The following is an 18,047-nucleotide window of genomic DNA, read 5'->3' as shown; positions in this document are numbered from 1 at the left end:
CTCACAGGGGGCGGGCTTCAGGCCTGGGCCTGGGTGGCGGTTTCCAACAGCCGCAGCCAATTGAGCCCCATGATCTTGCGCACATCCTCCTCGGCAAAGCCACGGCTGCGCAGGCCCTGGGCGATAACCGGGAAGTCCCGGCTGTCGCGGAACCATTGCAGCGGTGCCGGCCAGTTGGCGTTGTCTTTCGAGCCTTCGCCGTAGTCCTTGTCCTTGCTCCAGCGGCCGTTGCGCATCCACTCGAGCACCTGCAGCGGTTGCGACTGGCACAGGTCGGTGCCAATGCCGATGTGATCGACGCCCATCAGGTCGGCGGTGCTGGCGACCATGTCGCAGAAGGCTTCCAGGCTGCAGGCCGAGGCGCCCTTGAGGTGGAACGGGTAGGTGCTGAAGCCCAGCAGCCCACCGGATTCGGCGATGCCGCGCAGCACTGCATCGGACTTGTTGCGTTTGGCCGCGTGGAAGCTTGACGGGTTGGCGTGGGAGATGATTACCGGTTTGCTCGATAATTCGATGGCTTCCAGCGTGCTGCGTTCGGCGCTGTGGGACATGTCGATCAGCATGCCGACGCGGTTCATTTCGGCGATGACCTGGCGGCCGAAGCGGCTGATGCCGTTGTCTTCGCGCTCGTAGCAGCCGCTGGCCAGCAGGCTCTGGTTGTTATACGTGAGCTGCATGATGAACACGCCCAGCTGGCGGAAGACTTCCACCAGGGCAATGTCATCTTCAATCGGCGAGCAGTTCTGGAACCCGAAGAAGATTCCGACCCGGCCTTCCTCATGGGCCTTGCGAATATCGCCGGCCGAGCGCACCGGGCGAATCAGCTCGGGCCAGGATTCAAAACGGCGGTTCCATTCGCCGAGCCGCGACAGGGTTTCCCGCGCGTTCTCGTGGTAGGCGATGGTGGCGTGCACCGCGCTCAGCCCGCCGGCCTGCATTTGCCGGAATATGTCCGGGCTCCAGTTGGAGTACTGCAAGCCATCGATCATCAGTAAGTCGTGCATGCTCAAGCTTCCTTCAAGGCCGGACATAGGTGGTCTTGACCACGGTGTAGAAGTCGCGGGCGTACTGCCCTTGTTCGCGGGGGCCGAAACTTGAGGCTTTGCGCCCGCCAAAGGGCACGTGGTAGTCGGTGCCGGCGGTGGGCAGGTTGACCATCACGCAGCCGGTCTGGGCGCGGCGCTTGAACTCGCTGGCATGGCGCAGCGACTGGGTGATGATCCCGGCGGTCAGGCCGTAGTCGGTATCGTTGAGGGTCGCCAGCGCCTCCTCGAAGTCGCGCACGCGGATCACGCAGGCGATGGGGCCGAACACTTCTTCGCGGTTGATGCGCATGTCGTTGCGGCTGTCGATAAACAGCGCCGGGCGCATGTAATAGCCGTCGGTGTCCAGTTGCAGTTGTTGGCCGCCTTCGATCAGGGTGGCGCCTTCGGCCTGGGCCAGGCGCAGGTACTCGAGGTTCTGCTCCAGCTGCCGGGCTTCGGCTACGGGCCCGATCTGCACGCCGTCTGCCAGCGCATGGCCGACCTTGAGTTGGCGCATGCGCAGGCGCAAGGCCTCGACAAAGCGGTCATGGATGCCGTCGCAGACGATCAGCCGCGAGGAGGCGGTGCACTTTTGCCCGGTGCCGAAAAACGCACCGTTGAGCGCGCATTCGACGGCCACGTCGAGGTCGGCATCGTCGAGCACCACCAGCGCGTTCTTGCTGCCCATTTCCAGTTGGCAGCGCACCAGGTTGCCGGCGGTGGCGACTGCGACATGGCGCCCGGTTGCGAGCGATCCGGTAAAGGTCAGGGCGTCGATCTCGGCGGATTGCACCAGAGTTTCACCGACGCTGGCGCCGCTGCCCATGACCAGGTTGAAGGTGCCGTGCGGCAGCGCCTGGCGGCTGATGATCTCGGTCAGCGCCCAGGCGCTGGCGGGTACCAGATTGGCCGGTTTGAACACCACGGCATTGCCGAAAGCCAGCGCCGGGGCGATTTTCCAGGCCGCGGTGGCCATGGGGAAGTTCCACGGGGTGATGATGCCGACCACGCCGACCGGTTCGCGGTGCACTTCGATGTCGATGCCCGGCCTTACTGAGGCTGCGGTCTCGCCCATCTGGCGCAGCACTTCGGCGGCGTAGTAGTGGAAGAACTGGCCGCTGCGGTTGACCTCGCCGATGCCTTCTGCCAGCGGCTTGCCTTCTTCGCGAGAGAGCAGCCGGCCGAGTTCTTCCTTGCGAGCGATCAGCTCGTCGCCGATGGCCATCAACACCTGCTGGCGCTGCTCAAGGCCACTGGCTGCCCAGAGCGGTTGTGCGGCGCGGGCAGCGCGAATCGCTTCCTGGGTTTGCTCGGCGCTGGCTTGCTGATACTCGCCGATCAGGTCGTGGGTGTCAGAAGGGCTGTGGTTGCTGACGGTGCTTGAGCCGTCGCACCAGTGGCCGCCGATGTAGTTTTTGTAGGTGTTGAGTGACATGAGAAGCCTCCGATTGCCTGGCTCTCATCTTGCGAGCAATATGGCGCAAATAAAAATTAATAAAAAATATGTTTCGATAAGGAAAGCTAACCATGTTGCCCGAGCTGAAAATCGCCCAACTGCGCTACTTCGTGCTGGTCGCCGAGCTTAAAAGCTTCCACGCGGCCGCGCGCCAGGCGTATCGGACCCAACCTGCGGTGTCGCTGGCGGTGCGCGAGCTGGAGCAGAAGCTGGGCCAGGCGCTGCTCGAAAAGGGCGGTGGGCGGGTTGAGCTGACGCCGTTTGGCGAGCATTGCCTGCCGTTGTTTCGCGACCTGCTCGACCATCACGACCGCATCGCCAGGGAAGCGACGCTGCTGGCCCGGCATGAAATCGGCCAGGTCAGCATCGCCACCGTACCGTCGGTGGCCAGTCGGCTGTTGCCAGGCCTGCTGGGGCGGTTTGTGGCCGAGCATCCCAACGTGCAGATCAGCATTCAGGACGGCACTGCCGACAGTGTTCAGCAGTTGCTGGCACAGGGGCAGGTGGATTTCGGCATCAGCAGCGTGTGGATGGCCGATGAGCAAATCGACTTTGCGCCGATCCTCAACGACCAGCTGGGCGTGGTGTGCCGTCGCGATCATCCGCTGGCGCAGGCGGGTGGCGAGCTGCACTGGTCGCGGTTGCAAGGCTTGCCGCTGATTCGCAACGGCACCTCGCGGTTACTCGAAGGAACGCAAGCGCAAGGCTTGCTGGAGCACAGCCGGTTGTTTGTCTCCAACATGATTTCCCTGATTGCGATGCTCGAGGAAGGGGTGGGGATTACCACATTGCCGTATCTGGCGTTTCCGCTGGGTAACGAGAAGCTGGCGTTTTTGCCATTGAGTGAGCCCAGGGTTGAGCGCCAGATCGGCATATTGACGCGCACGGGGCGCAGCTTGTCGCCGGCGGCGGAGGAGTTGATGGTTTTTTTGAAGGCGCATTTGCCGAAAGCGGTTTGAGCACTGCGGCTGCTGCGCCAATTGCAGGAACACCTAATAATGTAGGAGCGGACCCGGCCGCGATGGGCTGCGCAGCGGCCCCGGCGATTCCGAAATCACCTGCACTCGCGGGTTGAATTGCAGATGCCAATGGCCTCAGGGGCCGCTGCGCGGCCCATCGCGGCCAGGTCCGCTCCTACATGTATCAGGCGACGTCGACCAGTACTATTTCGCTGTCCTGGATCGCGGTCACGCGCAATACGGATTCATCCTCTACCGCCACCCCATCCCGGGCGCTGGCGCGCAGGCCGTTGATGTCGATCTCGCCGCTGGCCGGCACCAGATAGGCGCGACGGCCTGCCTCCAGGCGATACTCAGCGGTTTCCCCGGCCTTGAGAGTCGCCGCCACCAGCCGGGCATCGGCGCGGATGCGCAGGGCCTGGTCATCGTCGAGCTTGCCACTGGCCAAGGTCACGAAGCCTTCGCCACGCTCGCCCTTGGGAAACGGCCGAGCCCCCCAGGAAGGTGCCGCGCCGCTTTCATCGGGAATGATCCAGATCTGGAAGATCCTGGTCGGCCCGGCTTCCAGGTTGTATTCGCTGTGGGCAATGCCGCTGCCTGCGCTCATCACTTGCACATCGCCGGCCTCGGTACGGCCCTTGTTGCCCAGGTTGTCCTGGTGGGTAATCGCACCTTCACGCACGTAGGTGATGATTTCCATGTCCCGGTGCGGGTGCTGCGGGAAGCCCGTACCGGGGGCGATCACGTCATCGTTCCAGACCCGCAGGTTGCCCCAGTGCATGCGCTTGGGGTCGTGGTAGTTGGCAAAGGAAAAATGGTGGTGGGCATCCAGCCAGCCATGGTTGGCAGCACCGAGGGATGCGAACGGACGCAGTTGCAGCATGGTCGTCTCCAGTTCAGGTTGTCCCGTGGCAGGGCTCACAGGGCAAATCGGTTGATCACGGCGCCTATCATCAATCAAATTTACTTCCTGAATAAGCGGATAAACCCGCTAAAAACGATCGGTTTATTGAATGATTTAACAGCCTGCTCAATTGCAGTCATTTATGCGATTGATCGTCTAATGGGCTGATATACCTGTAATTGACTGGCAGTCTTGGCGCAATGGAGCGAACATGAACGCCTGTTTTCCGTTATTGCTGGAGGCCGCGTGCCGCAATCCCGTCCCGAGCTGCCTGTCGATCTGACGCCCCCCGCCCAATTACCCTGGTTCAAACGCCTGACCGCGCGCTTGCTCGGCACAGGTTTGAGTCGCCTGCGTGCCCAGCACCGGGACTCATGGTTTCAGGGGCATGTGGTGGGCCAACGCCATGGCCATGCCGATGGCCACCGGGAGGGCTATGCGCTGGGACGGGTAGAAGGCATCGAGGAAGGCCGGCAGGTGCTGGTGATTCGTGACACCCGCCCGGACGGCCACGGTGTGCCGGGGGTCGATGACAACCTGTTCGACGATTGGCGCCTGCCGATCACCGCCGAATTGAAGAAGCGCATCAAGAGCGACGTGGCCCAGCGCTTGCCGGCGCATGCCCAGCCAAGCACCGCGCAATGGAAGCTGATTTTCAGCGATACGCCGTCGACCTGCGTCATTGCCGGGGCGGGTGCCGGCAAGTCGACCTCGCTGGTGTTGCGCATTTTGCTGCTCAACCACTACCTGGGCTTCGAGCTTGACGCGATGACCGTGGTGACGTTCACCCGCGAATCTCGTAAGGATTTCATCAAGAAGTTGATGGAAGTCTTTGATTTGTGGGAGGTTCGGCTCAACAAGACGCAAGCCACCGAGCTGGTGCGCACCTTTCACTCACGCATTTTGCCCATGGTTCGCAGTCTGCCAGGCTTGAGCCAGTTGCAGGCGTTCGAGAACCTGGGCAGCCCTCAGCAGCCCGGTGCCGAGGCCAGCAGCGAGAGCAACCCGTTCGATCTGCGCATCAACGAAGCCCAGCGCCTGCAGTTGAACCAATGCTACCGCGACCTGCACAATGGCAACGAGCGCTTTCGGGAATTGATCGGCACCCTGCGCCGTCATGCGCTGCAACTCAAACCCCTGGACCGTGACCACCCGGATGTGCAAAAGCGCGTGGCCGTGACCCAGCTTTCGGCAGGGCGCGACGAAGAGCTCTGCGACATGGTCGAAGACCTTTGGTTTCGCGCCGGGTGCTGGCCGATCAAGGGCATCGAGCCCAACCGCCAGACCATCGATATCAACGGCAGCGCCTTCCACTGTCACGGCTACATTCCCGACCTGGACACCTGGGTCGTGCTGGGTTTCGATCCCAGTGAAAACACCCACTTCAAGCGCAGCGGCGCCAAGTTGCCGGTCTGGGCGGAGTGGGTCATCAAGCGCACCCTGTTTCAAGCTTTCTGCGGTAAGCCATTGATTTGGCTGGATAACTACGCCAGTGGAAAGCGTCTTTTGCAGTCCTTGGCCGCCGACGCCGTGGCCGGCCCCGGGTTTGATTACAAGGTCAAGGGCGAGCTGGGCAGTGCACCCTTGCTCGACTGTTTTGTCGGTGCCGCGACCTTTATCGAGAACCTTGGGCTGGATGTCTCCACCGCCGTGGGGCAGATGATTTTTCCCCGTGACGACACCGACCGGGAGTTCTTCGAAGCCCTGAGCCTGTTCTGGAAGGCGTTCGAGAGCCATTTGCTCGACCAGTCGCCGCCGATCATGACCTTTAACCGCATGTTCGCGCTGTTTGGTGAGTCGTCGCCGGAAAACCTGCACCAGGTCAGTGACCCGATGCTCAGGCCGTTGTCGCACTTGATGATCGATGAGTTCCAGGATGTATCGCCGCAAATCGTCTCGTGGCTGCGGGCCAGTCTTCGGGAAATCCGCCGTCGCGGCCCGGACCTGAACACCGGTCGCGTGGCCCGGCATTCATCCTTGATGTGCGTGGGCGATGACTGGCAGTCGATCTACGGTTGGCGTGGCAGCTCGCCGAAGTTCTTCATGGAGTTCACCAAGGCGTTTGCCTCGCCGGCCAACACCAGGGTCATGCTCAGTGATAACTACAGAAGCCATCAGTACATCATTGATGCGGCTGAACATATCGTTAAAGCCGCACCGGCCATCAGTGGCAAGAAAGCCCGCGCCAGCGGCCCGGCCGCCACTGACCCGCTACCGGTGAAGGTGTTTGACCGCGATGACGAAAGCCTTGCGCAAACGTTGCTTGAGCATTATCGGCGCGGGGAGTCGGTAATGCTGCTGTACCGCAAGGGCAGCGACAAGGCCGCGATCGCCGAGCATCTGCAACCCTTGCTGAACCATGAAGCGGGGTTGGCGCCCGATCAACGGCGCTTCCGGCAATTGACCTACCACAGCTCCAAGGGCCTGCAGGCCGATGCCGTGTTTATGCTCGGCGATTGCCAGCATGTCACGCGCTCGCCCTACAAGAACCAGGTCTATCGCCAGGCCGGCCTGGGCCGCGCCGGTGACGCCGAGGCCTTTGACAATGCGCAAAAGGATGAGGTGTTGCGCCTTGCCTATGTGGCCATCACTCGGGCGGTGCGGCATTGCTACTGGCACGTCGAGCAGGTGCCAGCGGACGCACCGGCCGTGCCGCGGGCATCGACCCAGGTCAGTGCCGGCAAAGCCTTTTTTGAGGATTGTCGCGCAGACCAAAAGGCCCGCCAGTAGGAGCCGGGCTAGCCCGCGATGCAGGCGCCGCGTTGTATCAGGAACACAACGCGGCGCCTGCATCGCAGGCAAGCCTTGCTCCTACAGGGGGTTTGTCATCAATCTGAGGCCCGCCAGTAGCGGGCCTTGAGGGGCGAGGGGGTCAGGCCGAGAGCAGATCCGGTGGCCTGAACGCCTCCATTTCCGCTTCTACCGCTTCAATGATGCGTTCCACATCTGCAGCGTTCATGACCGTGGCGCAGGGAATGCCTGCGATGGCGATCAGGGTTTCACCTGTGGCCCGGTCGAACAGCCGGGCAACCATGCTGCTGGGGGCATCCATACTGCCTTCGAAACCCAGCGGATGAAAATGCCATCGCATGACTTGGCATGCGTTGGGGAACGTCATTTTATTCATGAGACCCACCTTGTTATCCGCGCGGCAGGAAGGCCAGACGGGTCTGGCCTTGAAGAACATAAAAATAGCACTGAGTTGCACGACCCTAAAGTCTTTTCATGACCGTTCGGCTACTGCTTATCAATACCTTGACCTGGATCAGATTACTGGTGGACCAAGGGCTTGCGGCGCATTTCGACTCTTTTGCGATAAGCTCAATCGCGTAAACGTTTTAGCCGTTAAATTTCTCGTCAAAACCCGGCTTGATTGACCGGTGCCTGGCATTTACACAGCTATAAAGAATTAACGCGGATCGCCTGTTAATCAATTTGAGCCGGACGGATCCGATGGTAGGGTGGCACCCCCCGAATATGCGCATTGTCGACAAGGAGACTCGCATGCGTTTTTCCGCTCTCACTCAAAGAATTGCCGGCGATAGCGCCACAGCCTGGAGCCTTCACTATCGCGCTCAAGCCCTGCAGCGCCAGGGGCGCGAAATCTTGCTGCTGTCGGTCGGCGATCCGGATTTCGACACGCCTGTACCCATTGTCGACGCGGCCGTCCACAGCCTGCGGGCCGGCGACACCCACTACACCGATGTACGCGGCAACCTCGCGTTGCGCCAAAGCATCGCCCGCCACCATGCCGGGCCGTTCGGGCGCGAGGTCCAGTCCAGTGAAGTGGTGGTGCTGGCCGGTGCTCAATGCGCGGTGTACGCGGTGGTCCATTGCCTGCTCGATCCGGGCGATGAAATCATCGTTGCCGAGCCCATGTACGTCACCTATGAAGGCGTCTTCGGCGCCTGTGGGGCCAAGGCCGTGCCCGTGCCAGTGAAGCCGGAAAACGGCTTCAAGGTCGAGCCTGCGGATATCGCCGCCTTGATCACCCCACGCACCCGCGCCCTGCTGATCAACAGCCCGCACAACCCGACCGGCGCCAGCCTGTCGCGGGCGACCTGGGAACAACTGGCCAGCCTGTGCATCAAGCACGACCTCTGGTTGATCTCTGACGAGGTCTACAGCGAGCTTTTGTACGAAGGCGAGCACATAAGCCCGGCAAGCTTGCCGGGGATGGCCGCCCGCACCGCCACGATCAACAGTGTTTCCAAGTCTCATGCGATGTCGGGCTGGCGGGTCGGCTGGGTCATAGGCCCGCCACCGTTGATGGACCATCTGGCGAACCTGGCCATGGCGCTGCTGTATGGCTTGCCGGATTTCATCCAGCGCGCCGTGCAGGTCGCGCTCGATACCCAGGAGCCGGCAGTGGCGCAAATGCGCGAGATCTATCGTCAGCGCCGTGACCGGGTCTGCGCGGCCCTGGCCGGTTGCCTGGGCGTGCGTGCCCATCGTCCCGATGGCGGCATGTTCGTGATGGTCGATATTCGGGAAACCGGGCTGGACGCCCAGGCATTTGCCGACCGCCTGCTGGAGCATTACGGGGTAGCCGTGCTGGCCGGTGATGCCTTTGGGCCGAGCGCGGCCGGGCACTTGCGGATGGGGCTGGTGCTCGACAACGAGCGCTTGGCCGAAGCCTGCCGACGTATCGTCCAGTGTGCGGCGGATGTGCTGCAGGAGCGGTTTGCCCTCACGGTGCTGCGAGGGCAAACCCTGGCCTCAAAGGCCGGCTGACCGAGTTGCCCAGGCGGGCGGGTTGACCAGATTGGCAGGCCGCCGGCCCGCCAGGGCTCCAATCAGATTGTCGACCGCACAGCGGGCCATGGCTTCGCGCGTCTCGACGGTTGCCGAGCCGATGTCCTCTGAAATCGGTTTCAAAACAGATCAAACGGGATCGGACGGTGGTCCGGTGTTTACAGGTTCACGGGTTAAGGCGGGTAGAGCCGCGGATTGCGCCTGGGTTATCCGGGCCGCCCAGATCGCTGGGCAGTTGCGGGACTTTGCGGTCGACCAGCACCAGTGGCAGTTCCTGCTGCAGCGCTTGCAGATCATCCAGATGATGACCGAGGGTATTCACGATCAAACCTTCGACGTTGGGGAGGCACCAGGATGAAACGTTCGTCAAGCCCCCTCAGTTAAACAGGCTGGCGGCGATGTTGATGGCAAAGCCCAGAATGGCGGTGTTGAACAGGAAGCCGATCAGCGAATGGGCCAATACCACCTTGCGCAATCCCGGGGTGGCGACGCCCACGTCGGCGGTTTGCACAGCCACGCTGAGGGTGAAGGAAAAGTAGTGAAAGTCCCAGTAATCGGGGTGGCGCTCGCCTTCGGCAAAACGCAGGGGCGGGTCCTTGTGATCGCCTGCGTAAAACAACCGGGCGTAGTGCAGGCTGAAGATGACGCCGATCAGCAACCATGAGCCGAGCACGGTCAAACCCGTGAAGCCGTAATGCCCCACTCGTTCAGCGCCGGCAATACCCTTGCTGCCCGCCAGCTCCAGGATCAGCGCCGCCAGGCTGGCGATGGCGGCCACGCAGACCATGGCCAGCACCAGGCCGGCGTTTTCGTCCTCGATCTGGGCGACGCGCTTGACCTGGTCGGGGTTGGAGCGCACGGTCAGCCACAAAATCAGCAGCAGGTACAGCCAGACGCCAGTGTTCCAGCCGGTCAAAAAGTGGTTCACCAGACCCTGGGCCGGGATGAACCAGCCACACAGCACACCGATCACGGCCGCTGCGGTCAGGCGAGGGTGGGTGACTGCCAAACGTGGAAAGGCCATGGTCATTCGCGCTCGCGCATGAAGAACCCGGCGACGTACTTGCGAAAGGTGTCCAGGCTCTTGAAGTCGGCATAGCGCTTGAAGGTGTCGGAGCTGGGCTCGGGGCCTTGCGGCTGCTGCACCAGCGACACCGACAGCACCCGGTCCAGGTCTGAACTGAGCACCAGCTCGTCCATCTCGACGCCGCCGATCACCGGCCGGCGCATGATCACTTTCACGCCTTTGCTGGCCATCCAGTCGATCAATGAGACCAGCATTTTCAGCGGCTCGCGCTCTTCGTCGCGGTACACCGGGAACAGATGCCCGCGCGACAGCACCGGCAGGGTGGCAACGTGGATCATCTCGAAAAAATGGCTGCCGGCGGTGGCCGGCGAATAGATCGCCAGCGCCAGCAAGGGGCCGCTGGCCTTGGCGCCGCCCCAGAGCAGGTGATGGCCCTGGAAGTCGAAGCCGTCATCGCTGCGGTCGTTGAACAGCTTGCGTGCCCGGACATCGCTGACGCAGTCGAGCAGCAGCCCGTAGCGACGATGGTTGGCGAACACCGGGGATTCGCGCAGGCGCGCCTTGAGCATCATCATGTGCTTCATGTCGATGCGTGTTTCCAGGTAGTTGCTGGCCGGCACGCGGTCCACCAGCGGGTAGCGCGCCGCAACCCCGCGCAGCTCGGCAAACTGCTGGGTCAGGTCTTTCTTCAAATGGGTGGCGTAGACGTTCAGGCCGCTGGCTTCGATCAAGGTCACCAGCAAGGACAACAGCCGCTGCTGGTCACGGCGCTGGGCAGCGGTGGCCGGGCCACGCTCACCCTCGGTGCTGTCACCCTTGCGAAACTCGCCGATCAGCTTCAAGGGCACATCCGGAGCCAGCCACGCGGCGGGCGGCTCATCGCGTTCAGCGCCAGCCTCGCTGTCGCGCTCATCCTTGATAAACACACAGTCGCTCGCATGCTCAGGCGTGCCGGGGTTGTTCTTGAGGAACAGCGTGCCGGTGTTGCTGTTGAGCGTCACGTTCATCACCGGCAAGGTGTGCGGCTGGCAATCACAGGCCAGCCACTGGCCTTCGGTGCGGATTTTCATCAGCAGCTGGTTGGCTTGCAGTTGACGGTGGCCTTCCAGGGTGCCACTGGCAAAGCCGCGTGCCAGCACTTCTTCGGCGGGGGTGAGGGTGCGCACCAGGGTGCCGCTTTTTTCGATAATTCTCATGGGCTATCCAGGCCAGTGACCTTTGCGGTCAAGAGGTGCAGTGCATGAGGGGCACGGTAAGGCAAAAAGACGCAGCCGTCACCCGCTGCTCACCGACAACAGCCGGTGAGCAGCGTCGGCCTCAGCTGGCGCCTGCGCCAAACATCTCTGCAGCGCGCTGCCTGATCTGCTCCGGCGACAGGTCTTCCTTGTGGGTGGCGACGAACCAGAGGTTACCAAACGGGTCCTTCAAGGTACCGCTGCGGTCGCCGTAGAACTGATCCTTGACTTCACTGACCTGGGTGGCACCGGCTTTCAGCGCCTGGGCGAACTGGGCATCGACATCGGCCACGTAAAGGTGCAGGCCGATCGACGGCTGCTGGGATTGCGAGCTGTGCAACGGGCCCTGATCGCAGGGGTCTCCGAGCATCAGCGAGGAGTCGCCGATGCGAAGTTCGGCATGGCCGACCCTGCCGTCCGGCATGTCCAGCCGGAACATCTCGGTGGCGTTGAAGGCTTTTTTGTAGAACTCGATGGCATCACCGGCGCTGGTGACGCCAAGGTAGGCCGTGATGCTGTGCTGGCCTTCGGGGATAGGTTTGACAGTCATTGTTCTTCCCTCCGTTTGGGTGTTGATTGGCCTGCTCCGCAGACAAGGCCAGGCGCCAGGTCCGCGAAGGTCTCTGTATGTATATACAGTCATTGGCCAATTGCAAGCCCGCTGGACCAACGGCTGATCCAGCGGCGCCCTACATCAGACCGTCAAAAGATGTAATCGGTCGTCAGGAAACTCGACGACCGGGTGCGGATGATCTCGCTGATCAAGGTCTTGTTGCTCTCCTGGAACTTGGTCGCGACCAGCGTACGGATCGAGAACACCCGCAGCGCGTCATGGACCGACAAGGTGCCTTCAGCCGAGTTCTTGCGCCCGTTGAAGGGGTAGGTGTCCGGGCCGCGCTGGCACTGGGCATTGAGGTTGATGCGCCCGACCTGATTGGCGAAGGTGTCGACCAGCCGCCCGACTTCGTCGGGGTCGGTGCCGAAAATACTCAGTTGCTGGCCGAAATCGGAGTCCAGCACGTAGTCGATCACGGTTTGCAGGTCGCGATATGGCACCACCGGCACCACCGGGCCGAACTGTTCTTCATGGTAAACGCGCATGGCCGGGCTGACCGGGTAGAGCACCGCCGGGTAGAAGAACGATTCGCGCGCCTGACCGCCACCGGGGTTGACCACCCGCGCGCCGTGGGCGATGGCGTCACTGACCAGGGTGCTGAGGTAGTCGACCTTGCCAGGTTCGGGCAGCGGCGTCAGGGCCGCGCCGTCCCACGGCATGCCGGGCTTGAGGCTGGCCAGGCGGGCGTTGAATTTGCTGAGGAAGCTGTCCACCACGTCTTCATGCACAAACAGAATCTTCAAGGCCGTGCAGCGTTGGCCGTTGAACGACAAGGCGCCGGTGACCGCTTCGTTGACTGCGTTGTCGAGGTCGACCTGGGGCAGCACTATCCCTGGGTTTTTCGCGTCCAGGCCGAGCGCGGCGCGCAGGCGGTGGGGCCGCGGGTGGAGTTTTTTCAGGTCGCTGGCGGCCTTGTTGGTGCCGATAAAGGCAAAGATATCGATTTTGCCGCTGGCCATCAGTGCGCTGACGGTTTCCCGGCCGCTGCCGTAGATGACGTTGATGACGCCGGCCGGGAAGCTGTCACGGAAGGCTTCCAGCAGCGGGCGAATCAGCAGCACACCAAACTTGGCCGGTTTGAACACCACGGTATTGCCCATGATCAAGGCCGGAATCAGCGTGGTGAAGGTCTCGTTCAGCGGGTAGTTGTAAGGGCCCATGCACAGCGTTACGCCCAGCGGCACCCGGCGGATCTGGCCGAGGGTATCCTGCTCGAGTTCGAAGCGGCTGGAACGGCGATCCAGGGTCTTGAGGGCTTCGATGGTGTCGACGATGTAGTCGCAGGTGCGGTCGAACTCTTTTTCCGAGTCCTTGAGGTTCTTGCCAATTTCCCACATCAGCAACTTGACCACTGCGCTGCGCTGCTCACGCATTTTTGCCAGGAAGGTTTCGACGTGGCGAATCCGCTCGGCCACTCGCAGGGTCGGCCACAGCCCCTGACCGTTGTCGTAGGCACGCACGGCGGCGTCCAGAGCGGTGAGGGCGGTTTGTGCATCCAATTGCGGCGTACTGCCTAGAATCACCGCCTGGTCACCCTCGGCGCTGGCCAGGCAGATCGGGCTTCGGACCGCTCGCAATGGGCCTTGCCAGCTGAGCAATTGGCCATCGACCAGATACTCGCGTTGTTCGATCGGGCCCTCCAGGCGCCAGGCCTCGGGGATTTGCGCGGCGGTAGGGAACAGTTGGCTCAGGAGCGTTTCTTGGGACATGGCAGGCCTCTTGGAGTTAGATGAAGCGTTTCAGCTTGCATTCTTTTAACGCAAAAATTCAATTTCGGCCAGCGCCGGTCGATAACCTCACCGGGCGCTCGAGACCCTGTGCCAGGATTTCAGGAACGAATGGCTGGACGTACACACCGGCAGTACTGTGTAGAGCAGATTTCTGTGGGAGATTCTATGCTCAAGGCAATAGCTGAGGCCTACCCGAATGCGGGAGCGGATTTACCGGAGCGCCGGACCGCCACGAATAGCCTCACCCGGTGTGCCAGGCGACTGCGTTGAAGATTGCGAATAAATTCCCACAAGGTCTCCCAGGACCTGATCGAGGAACTGAATAACGCCCGCCAACGTCCACCGATCATGAGTGGATGTACGCCCACAGGCTGGAGGCGAGCATGACGTTCATTTGTTTCTTCACGGGTTGCGTCTGGAGCTGTCTGTCACCCACCGACTCAGCGGGTGCCCCGATGCTGTGCGAGCGTTGCATTCGCTGCGGCGCCCAGCGTTACCGAATGCTCCGCTGAGTTGCGATGAGGATGGCGTAATCGCCTGTTTTTAGTGCGATTTAGCCCTCGTTCGTGGCGATAGCGCTTTAATGGTGCGCTCTTTGTAGGGTTTTTTATCCTTATCCGCTGTTTTCTGCTTGCCATCGGGATCAGGCACAGGGTTTGCTGTGTGTGTTCAAAGTCTCGGGCAACAAGGAAATTCGGCATGGACCGTACGTTTTACAACGAGATGTATGAGGCAAACGGGGACTGCCGTGCGCATTACCGCGAATTCGCACGCTGGCTGGCCAACACGCCGGTTGAATTGCTGGAGCAGCGTCGGCGGGAGGCCGACCTATTGTTCCATCGGGCCGGGATCACGTTCACGCTGTATGGGGACGAGCAGGGCACCGAACGGCTGATTCCGTTCGACATCATTCCACGCAGCATCAAGGCCAGCGAATGGCAGGCCGTGGAGCGCGGCTGCATCCAGCGCGTACAGGCGCTGAACATGTTTCTCGCCGATATCTACCACGACCAGCGCATCCTCAAGGAGGGCATCGTTCCGGCCGAACAGGTGCTTCAGAACGAGGGCTACCAGAAGGTCATGCAGGGCCTGAACCTGCACCGGGACATCTATTCGCACATTGCCGGCGTGGACCTGGTTCGCGATGGCGACGGCAGTTACTACGTACTCGAAGACAATCTGCGCACACCCAGCGGCGTCAGCTACATGCTCGAAGACCGCAAGATGATGATGCGCCTGTTCCCCGAGCTGTTCGCAGCGCAGCGGGTGCGGCCTATCGATCATTACCCGAACCTGCTCCTGGATACCCTGAAAAGCTCATGTGTGCTGGACAACCCGACCGTGGTGGTGCTGACGCCCGGGCGCTTCAACAGCGCGTACTTCGAGCACGCCTTCCTGGCCCGCGAAATGGGAGTGGAGTTGGTCGAAGGTGCTGACCTGTTCGTGCGCGACGCGCGCGTTTACATGCGCACCACCGCCGGCCCGCAAACGGTGGACGTGATCTACCGCCGGCTCGACGACGCCTACCTCGACCCGCAGTTCTTCAACCCCGATTCGATGCTGGGCGTACCCGGCCTGATGGAGGCCTACCGCAGCGGCAACGTCATTCTGGCCAATGCCATCGGCACTGGCGTGGCCGACGACAAGTCGATCTACCCCTATGTCGGCGACATGATCCGTTTCTACCTGGACGAAGAACCGATCCTGAAAAACGTCCCGACCTGGCAGTGCCGCAAGCCTGAAGAGTTGTCCCATGTGCTGGCGCATCTGCCGGAACTGGTGGTCAAGGAAACCCAGGGCTCCGGTGGCTACGGCATGCTCGTCGGCCCGGCTGCCAGCGCGGCGGAAATCGACGCCTTCCGCGACCGGCTCAAGGCCCGCCCACAGGATTACATCGCCCAGCCGACCCTGTGCCTGTCCACCTGCCCGACCTTCGTCGAGCAAGGGATCGCCCCGCGGCATATCGACCTGCGCCCGTTTGTGTTGTCGGGCAGTGAAACCCGCCTGGTACCGGGTGGGCTGACGCGCGTTGCACTGCGTGAAGGCTCGCTGGTGGTGAACTCGTCGCAAGGCGGCGGCACCAAGGACACCTGGGTGGTAGAGGACTAAACCATGCTTTCAAGAACTGCTGCCGATCTGTACTGGATGTCCCGTTACCTGGAGCGCGCCGAGAACCTGGCGCGCATGCTCGAAGTCAGTTATTCGTTGTCGTTGATGCCCCAGGCCGGGCGAGGCGAAGGCCGCACGGAGCTGGCGATGGCGCTGCTGTCCACCGGCACCCTGGATGATTACCACGAACGCCATGGCGACTTGAACGTCGAGCGCATGCTGCATTTTTTCGCGCTCGACGAACACAACCCCGGCAGCATCTACAGCTGCCTGCGTGCCGCCCGCACCAATGCCCATGCCGTGCGTGGCCGCATCACCGCCGACATGTGGGAAAACATCAACGCGACCTGGCTGGAAATGCGCAATCTCGCCAGCCAAGGCCTGGGCCGATACGGCATCAGTCGGTTTTGTGAATGGGTCAAAGAGCGCTCGCACCTGTTCCGCGGTGCCACCAGCGGCACCATCATGCGCAACGATGCCTACTGCTTTATCCGCCTGGGCACCTTTATCGAACGCGCTGACAACACCCTGCGCCTGCTCGATGCCCGCTATGAAATGTTTGGTGAAGAGTCCGAAGAAGTCAGCGACGACTCCGCGCGGGGCTATTACCAGTGGAGCGCTTTGCTGCGCGCCTTGTCGTCATTCGAGGCCTATACCGAGACCTACCGCCACTCACCGGCGGCTCGGCAGGTGTGTGAATTGCTCCTGCTGCGCGCCGACGTGCCGCGCTCCTTGCATGCCTGTGTCGAAGAACTGGACCAGATCCTGGCGGGACTGCCCGGCACCACCGGGCGGCGTGCGCAGCGGCTGGCGGCGGAGCTCAATGCACGGCTGCGCTATACCGGGATCGATGAGGTTCTGGGAGCAGGGCTGCATGGCTGGCTGACGGAGTTTATCGACCAGGTGCGGGAGTTGGGGCAGCTGGTGCATGAGTCGTATCTGGAGGTGGTATAGCTGCACGGCCGTTTTCCGGGGTGATCCTCAAACCTGAGTCCTGCACTGTGGGAGTGAAGCTTGCTAGCGATAGCGTCAGTGCAGGCGATGGGATACCAAAGTAGAAAGAGCTGCTGGCGTCAGTGCCCAAACCGATTCTTGCAATGATTTAATTCGCGGGCAAACCCGCTCACCATAAAGTGTGGCTGCCCGTAATCGCAGCATTACGGCAGCGCTACAGAGGTTTCGACATTGCCCCTACCGAATATCTGTACCTAACAGTTCTACCAGCTATGAAAAAGGCACCAACGTAGTGATAGTGATGGCACCACTCGATAGCTGGAGAGTTTGTCATGGAACACAGTCCTGTACTTATCAGTTCTTCAAATGGTTTTTTTGCCACGGATGCTTTCGGCTCAGTATTACGCCTCCGAGGAGAAATTCAAAAATCTCGATTTGCCTATACGGCTTATGGCTACCGTTCGAGCAAAAATTTGGGCAGTACACCGCTTGCTTTCAACGCACAGCTCTGTGAATTCGGCACAGGGCTCTATCTGCTAGGTCACGGCCGCCGCGGCTTTAATTCGGTATTAATGCGTTTTAACAGTCCGGACCCCTACAGCCCTTTTTCTCGAGGTGGCTTGAACAGCTATGCATACTGTTCCGGAGATCCGGTTAACAACATTGATCCCAGTGGTAATGTCAAGTTATTTGGCAGGACAAAATCGCCTAATTGGATTTACCCAAATATCAACAAGGCGCAGAAGGCTTTTAAAAAACATTTGAACGCGACGGCGCTCAATGCAGGTGATTTTAAGCTCGATCGTAGCAAAAACAAGGTGACTATTGAGCCGGAAATCTCTAATTACCACGAGCTTCGAAAATTCCCTTATCGCCACAATAGTCCTCCTTCCGGACTACCGAGAGGCCACAACAAATCGCTAATTGAGAAACTGGCTCAGATCGAGACGCTGGAGCGCCAGGGAGGTATTGATTCTGCTCAGAGTAAGAGTAAAGACGCTATTCTGAAACAGCTGAACGATTTTGGCGTTCGGTTTGTGCCGGATCGCGTTGAAATAGACGCAAGTTCAAGAGAGCCTTACTATCATACTCACCCACTTTCCAATAGTGTAAAGACCACCGTTAGTGAAATAAGGGAGTTTACTTCCGCCAACGGCACATACAGGGCCGCAAGAACGGTGAGTACGTCAACTTCCTTTAACCGCTCAGGCGCCTAGTCAAGTACTGGAGCCAAGGGCCACAGCGCAACTCCTGAACACCGATTGGATTGCTCGGCC

General features: G+C 61.0%; 15 protein-coding genes and 2 pseudogenes. 7 read left to right on the top strand and 10 right to left on the bottom strand.

What is annotated here, in order from left to right; translation table 11 throughout:
• Window positions 1-17 precede the first annotated feature (17 nt).
• Entirely contained in the window at window positions 18-1,004 is a 987-nt protein-coding gene (locus tag GUY40_RS17605) for a dipeptidase (protein ID WP_166570184.1), read from the bottom strand.
• A gap of 13 nt (window positions 1,005-1,017) precedes the next feature.
• A complete protein-coding gene (locus tag GUY40_RS17600; protein ID WP_166570183.1) occupies window positions 1,018-2,460 on the bottom strand; it encodes an aldehyde dehydrogenase family protein in 1,443 nt (480 codons plus the stop codon).
• A gap of 92 nt (window positions 2,461-2,552) precedes the next feature.
• On the opposite strand from GUY40_RS17600, the gene GUY40_RS17595 reads away from it, so the two are divergent.
• Entirely contained in the window at window positions 2,553-3,440 is an 888-nt protein-coding gene (locus GUY40_RS17595; protein ID WP_166570182.1) for a LysR family transcriptional regulator, read from the top strand.
• A 184-nt stretch (window positions 3,441-3,624) separates the two neighbouring features.
• Here the strand turns inward: GUY40_RS17595 and GUY40_RS17590 are convergent, their stop codons facing one another.
• Complete coding sequence (locus GUY40_RS17590; protein WP_166570181.1) at window positions 3,625-4,323, bottom strand: pirin family protein; 699 nt, start codon at window positions 4,321-4,323, stop codon at window positions 3,625-3,627.
• Window positions 4,324-4,590: 267 nt separating this feature from the next.
• Between GUY40_RS17590 and GUY40_RS17585 the strand changes: the two genes are divergently transcribed.
• Window positions 4,591-7,074 carry a UvrD-helicase domain-containing protein gene (locus GUY40_RS17585; protein ID WP_166570180.1) on the top strand — a complete coding sequence of 828 codons (2,484 nt, stop codon included), beginning with the start codon at window positions 4,591-4,593 and terminating at the stop codon, window positions 7,072-7,074.
• Window positions 7,075-7,216: 142 nt separating this feature from the next.
• Here the strand turns inward: GUY40_RS17585 and GUY40_RS17580 are convergent, their stop codons facing one another.
• Complete coding sequence (locus GUY40_RS17580; RefSeq protein ID WP_166570220.1) at window positions 7,217-7,471, bottom strand: DUF1652 domain-containing protein; 255 nt, start codon at window positions 7,469-7,471, stop codon at window positions 7,217-7,219.
• Between the two features lie 377 nt (window positions 7,472-7,848).
• On the opposite strand from GUY40_RS17580, the gene GUY40_RS17575 reads away from it, so the two are divergent.
• Window positions 7,849-9,078: a pyridoxal phosphate-dependent aminotransferase gene (locus GUY40_RS17575; protein ID WP_166570179.1), complete on the top strand. Its 1,230-nt coding sequence runs from the start codon at window positions 7,849-7,851 to the stop codon at window positions 9,076-9,078.
• Here the strand turns inward: GUY40_RS17575 and GUY40_RS17570 are convergent.
• From GUY40_RS17570 to GUY40_RS17545, 6 genes and pseudogenes are all read right to left on the bottom strand, one after another.
• Window positions 9,064-9,201, bottom strand: a pseudogene (locus tag GUY40_RS17570) (bifunctional glyoxylate/hydroxypyruvate reductase B); the annotation flags it as partial. The gene GUY40_RS17575 and the pseudogene GUY40_RS17570 sit on opposite strands and share 15 nt — an antisense overlap.
• Before the next feature lie 88 nt (window positions 9,202-9,289).
• Window positions 9,290-9,439 (bottom strand): annotated as a pseudogene (locus tag GUY40_RS17565) (transcriptional regulator); the annotation flags it as partial.
• 36 nt (window positions 9,440-9,475) lie between these two features.
• Complete coding sequence (locus GUY40_RS17560; RefSeq protein ID WP_166570178.1) at window positions 9,476-10,123, bottom strand: DUF1345 domain-containing protein; 648 nt, start codon at window positions 10,121-10,123, stop codon at window positions 9,476-9,478.
• Window positions 10,124-10,125: 2 nt separating this feature from the next.
• A complete protein-coding gene (locus tag GUY40_RS17555) occupies window positions 10,126-11,322 on the bottom strand; it encodes a hypothetical protein (protein WP_166570177.1) in 1,197 nt (398 codons plus the stop codon).
• Window positions 11,323-11,443: 121 nt separating this feature from the next.
• The gene (locus GUY40_RS17550) at window positions 11,444-11,911 is read right to left on the bottom strand and encodes a VOC family protein (RefSeq protein ID WP_166570176.1); all 468 of its coding nucleotides are present in this window, start codon (window positions 11,909-11,911) and stop codon (window positions 11,444-11,446) included.
• Between the two features lie 152 nt (window positions 11,912-12,063).
• Window positions 12,064-13,686 carry an NADP-dependent glyceraldehyde-3-phosphate dehydrogenase gene (locus tag GUY40_RS17545; RefSeq protein WP_166570175.1) on the bottom strand — a complete coding sequence of 541 codons (1,623 nt, stop codon included), beginning with the start codon at window positions 13,684-13,686 and terminating at the stop codon, window positions 12,064-12,066.
• 377 nt (window positions 13,687-14,063) lie between these two features.
• Between GUY40_RS17545 and GUY40_RS28575 the strand changes: the two genes are divergently transcribed.
• From GUY40_RS28575 to GUY40_RS17530, 4 genes are all read left to right on the top strand, one after another.
• Window positions 14,064-14,219, top strand: a complete 156-nt coding sequence (locus GUY40_RS28575) for a PSPA7_2676 family Cys-rich small protein (RefSeq protein ID WP_306092845.1) — start codon at window positions 14,064-14,066, stop codon at window positions 14,217-14,219.
• Between the two features lie 187 nt (window positions 14,220-14,406).
• The gene (locus tag GUY40_RS17540) at window positions 14,407-15,816 is read left to right on the top strand and encodes a circularly permuted type 2 ATP-grasp protein (RefSeq protein WP_166570174.1); all 1,410 of its coding nucleotides are present in this window, start codon (window positions 14,407-14,409) and stop codon (window positions 15,814-15,816) included.
• A 3-nt stretch (window positions 15,817-15,819) separates the two neighbouring features.
• Complete coding sequence (locus GUY40_RS17535) at window positions 15,820-16,770, top strand: alpha-E domain-containing protein (RefSeq protein ID WP_166570173.1); 951 nt, start codon at window positions 15,820-15,822, stop codon at window positions 16,768-16,770.
• Window positions 16,771-17,102: 332 nt separating this feature from the next.
• Window positions 17,103-17,987 carry an RHS repeat-associated core domain-containing protein gene (locus GUY40_RS17530; protein ID WP_166570172.1) on the top strand — a complete coding sequence of 295 codons (885 nt, stop codon included), beginning with the start codon at window positions 17,103-17,105 and terminating at the stop codon, window positions 17,985-17,987.
• Window positions 17,988-18,047 lie beyond the last annotated feature (60 nt).

The organism is Pseudomonas sp. R5(2019) (assembly GCF_009905435.1).
Classification (GTDB): Bacteria; Pseudomonadota; Gammaproteobacteria; order Pseudomonadales; family Pseudomonadaceae; genus Aquipseudomonas.
The sequence above is the reverse complement of the archived record's forward strand: the minus strand, read 5'-3'. Positions and strand labels throughout refer to the sequence as shown.

Bases quoted from the DNA above. Each gene is read 5' to 3' on its own strand.
- GUY40_RS17605 (WP_166570184.1), bottom strand. From the start codon at position 1,004: ATGCACGACTTACTGATGATCGATGGCTTGCAGTACTCCAACTGGAGC.
- GUY40_RS17600 (WP_166570183.1), bottom strand. From the start codon at position 2,460: ATGTCACTCAACACCTACAAAAACTACATCGGCGGCCACTGGTGCGAC.
- GUY40_RS17595 (WP_166570182.1), top strand. From the start codon at position 2,553: ATGTTGCCCGAGCTGAAAATCGCCCAACTGCGCTACTTCGTGCTGGTC.
- GUY40_RS17590 (WP_166570181.1), bottom strand. From the start codon at position 4,323: ATGCTGCAACTGCGTCCGTTCGCATCCCTCGGTGCTGCCAACCATGGC.
- GUY40_RS17580 (WP_166570220.1), bottom strand. From the start codon at position 7,471: ATGAATAAAATGACGTTCCCCAACGCATGCCAAGTCATGCGATGGCAT.
- GUY40_RS17575 (WP_166570179.1), top strand. From the start codon at position 7,849: ATGCGTTTTTCCGCTCTCACTCAAAGAATTGCCGGCGATAGCGCCACA.
- GUY40_RS17560 (WP_166570178.1), bottom strand. From the start codon at position 10,123: ATGGCCTTTCCACGTTTGGCAGTCACCCACCCTCGCCTGACCGCAGCG.
- GUY40_RS17555 (WP_166570177.1), bottom strand. From the start codon at position 11,322: ATGAGAATTATCGAAAAAAGCGGCACCCTGGTGCGCACCCTCACCCCC.
- GUY40_RS17550 (WP_166570176.1), bottom strand. From the start codon at position 11,911: ATGACTGTCAAACCTATCCCCGAAGGCCAGCACAGCATCACGGCCTAC.
- GUY40_RS17545 (WP_166570175.1), bottom strand. From the start codon at position 13,686: ATGTCCCAAGAAACGCTCCTGAGCCAACTGTTCCCTACCGCCGCGCAA.
- GUY40_RS28575 (WP_306092845.1), top strand. From the start codon at position 14,064: ATGTACGCCCACAGGCTGGAGGCGAGCATGACGTTCATTTGTTTCTTC.
- GUY40_RS17540 (WP_166570174.1), top strand. From the start codon at position 14,407: ATGGACCGTACGTTTTACAACGAGATGTATGAGGCAAACGGGGACTGC.
- GUY40_RS17535 (WP_166570173.1), top strand. From the start codon at position 15,820: ATGCTTTCAAGAACTGCTGCCGATCTGTACTGGATGTCCCGTTACCTG.
- GUY40_RS17530 (WP_166570172.1), top strand. From the start codon at position 17,103: ATGGAACACAGTCCTGTACTTATCAGTTCTTCAAATGGTTTTTTTGCC.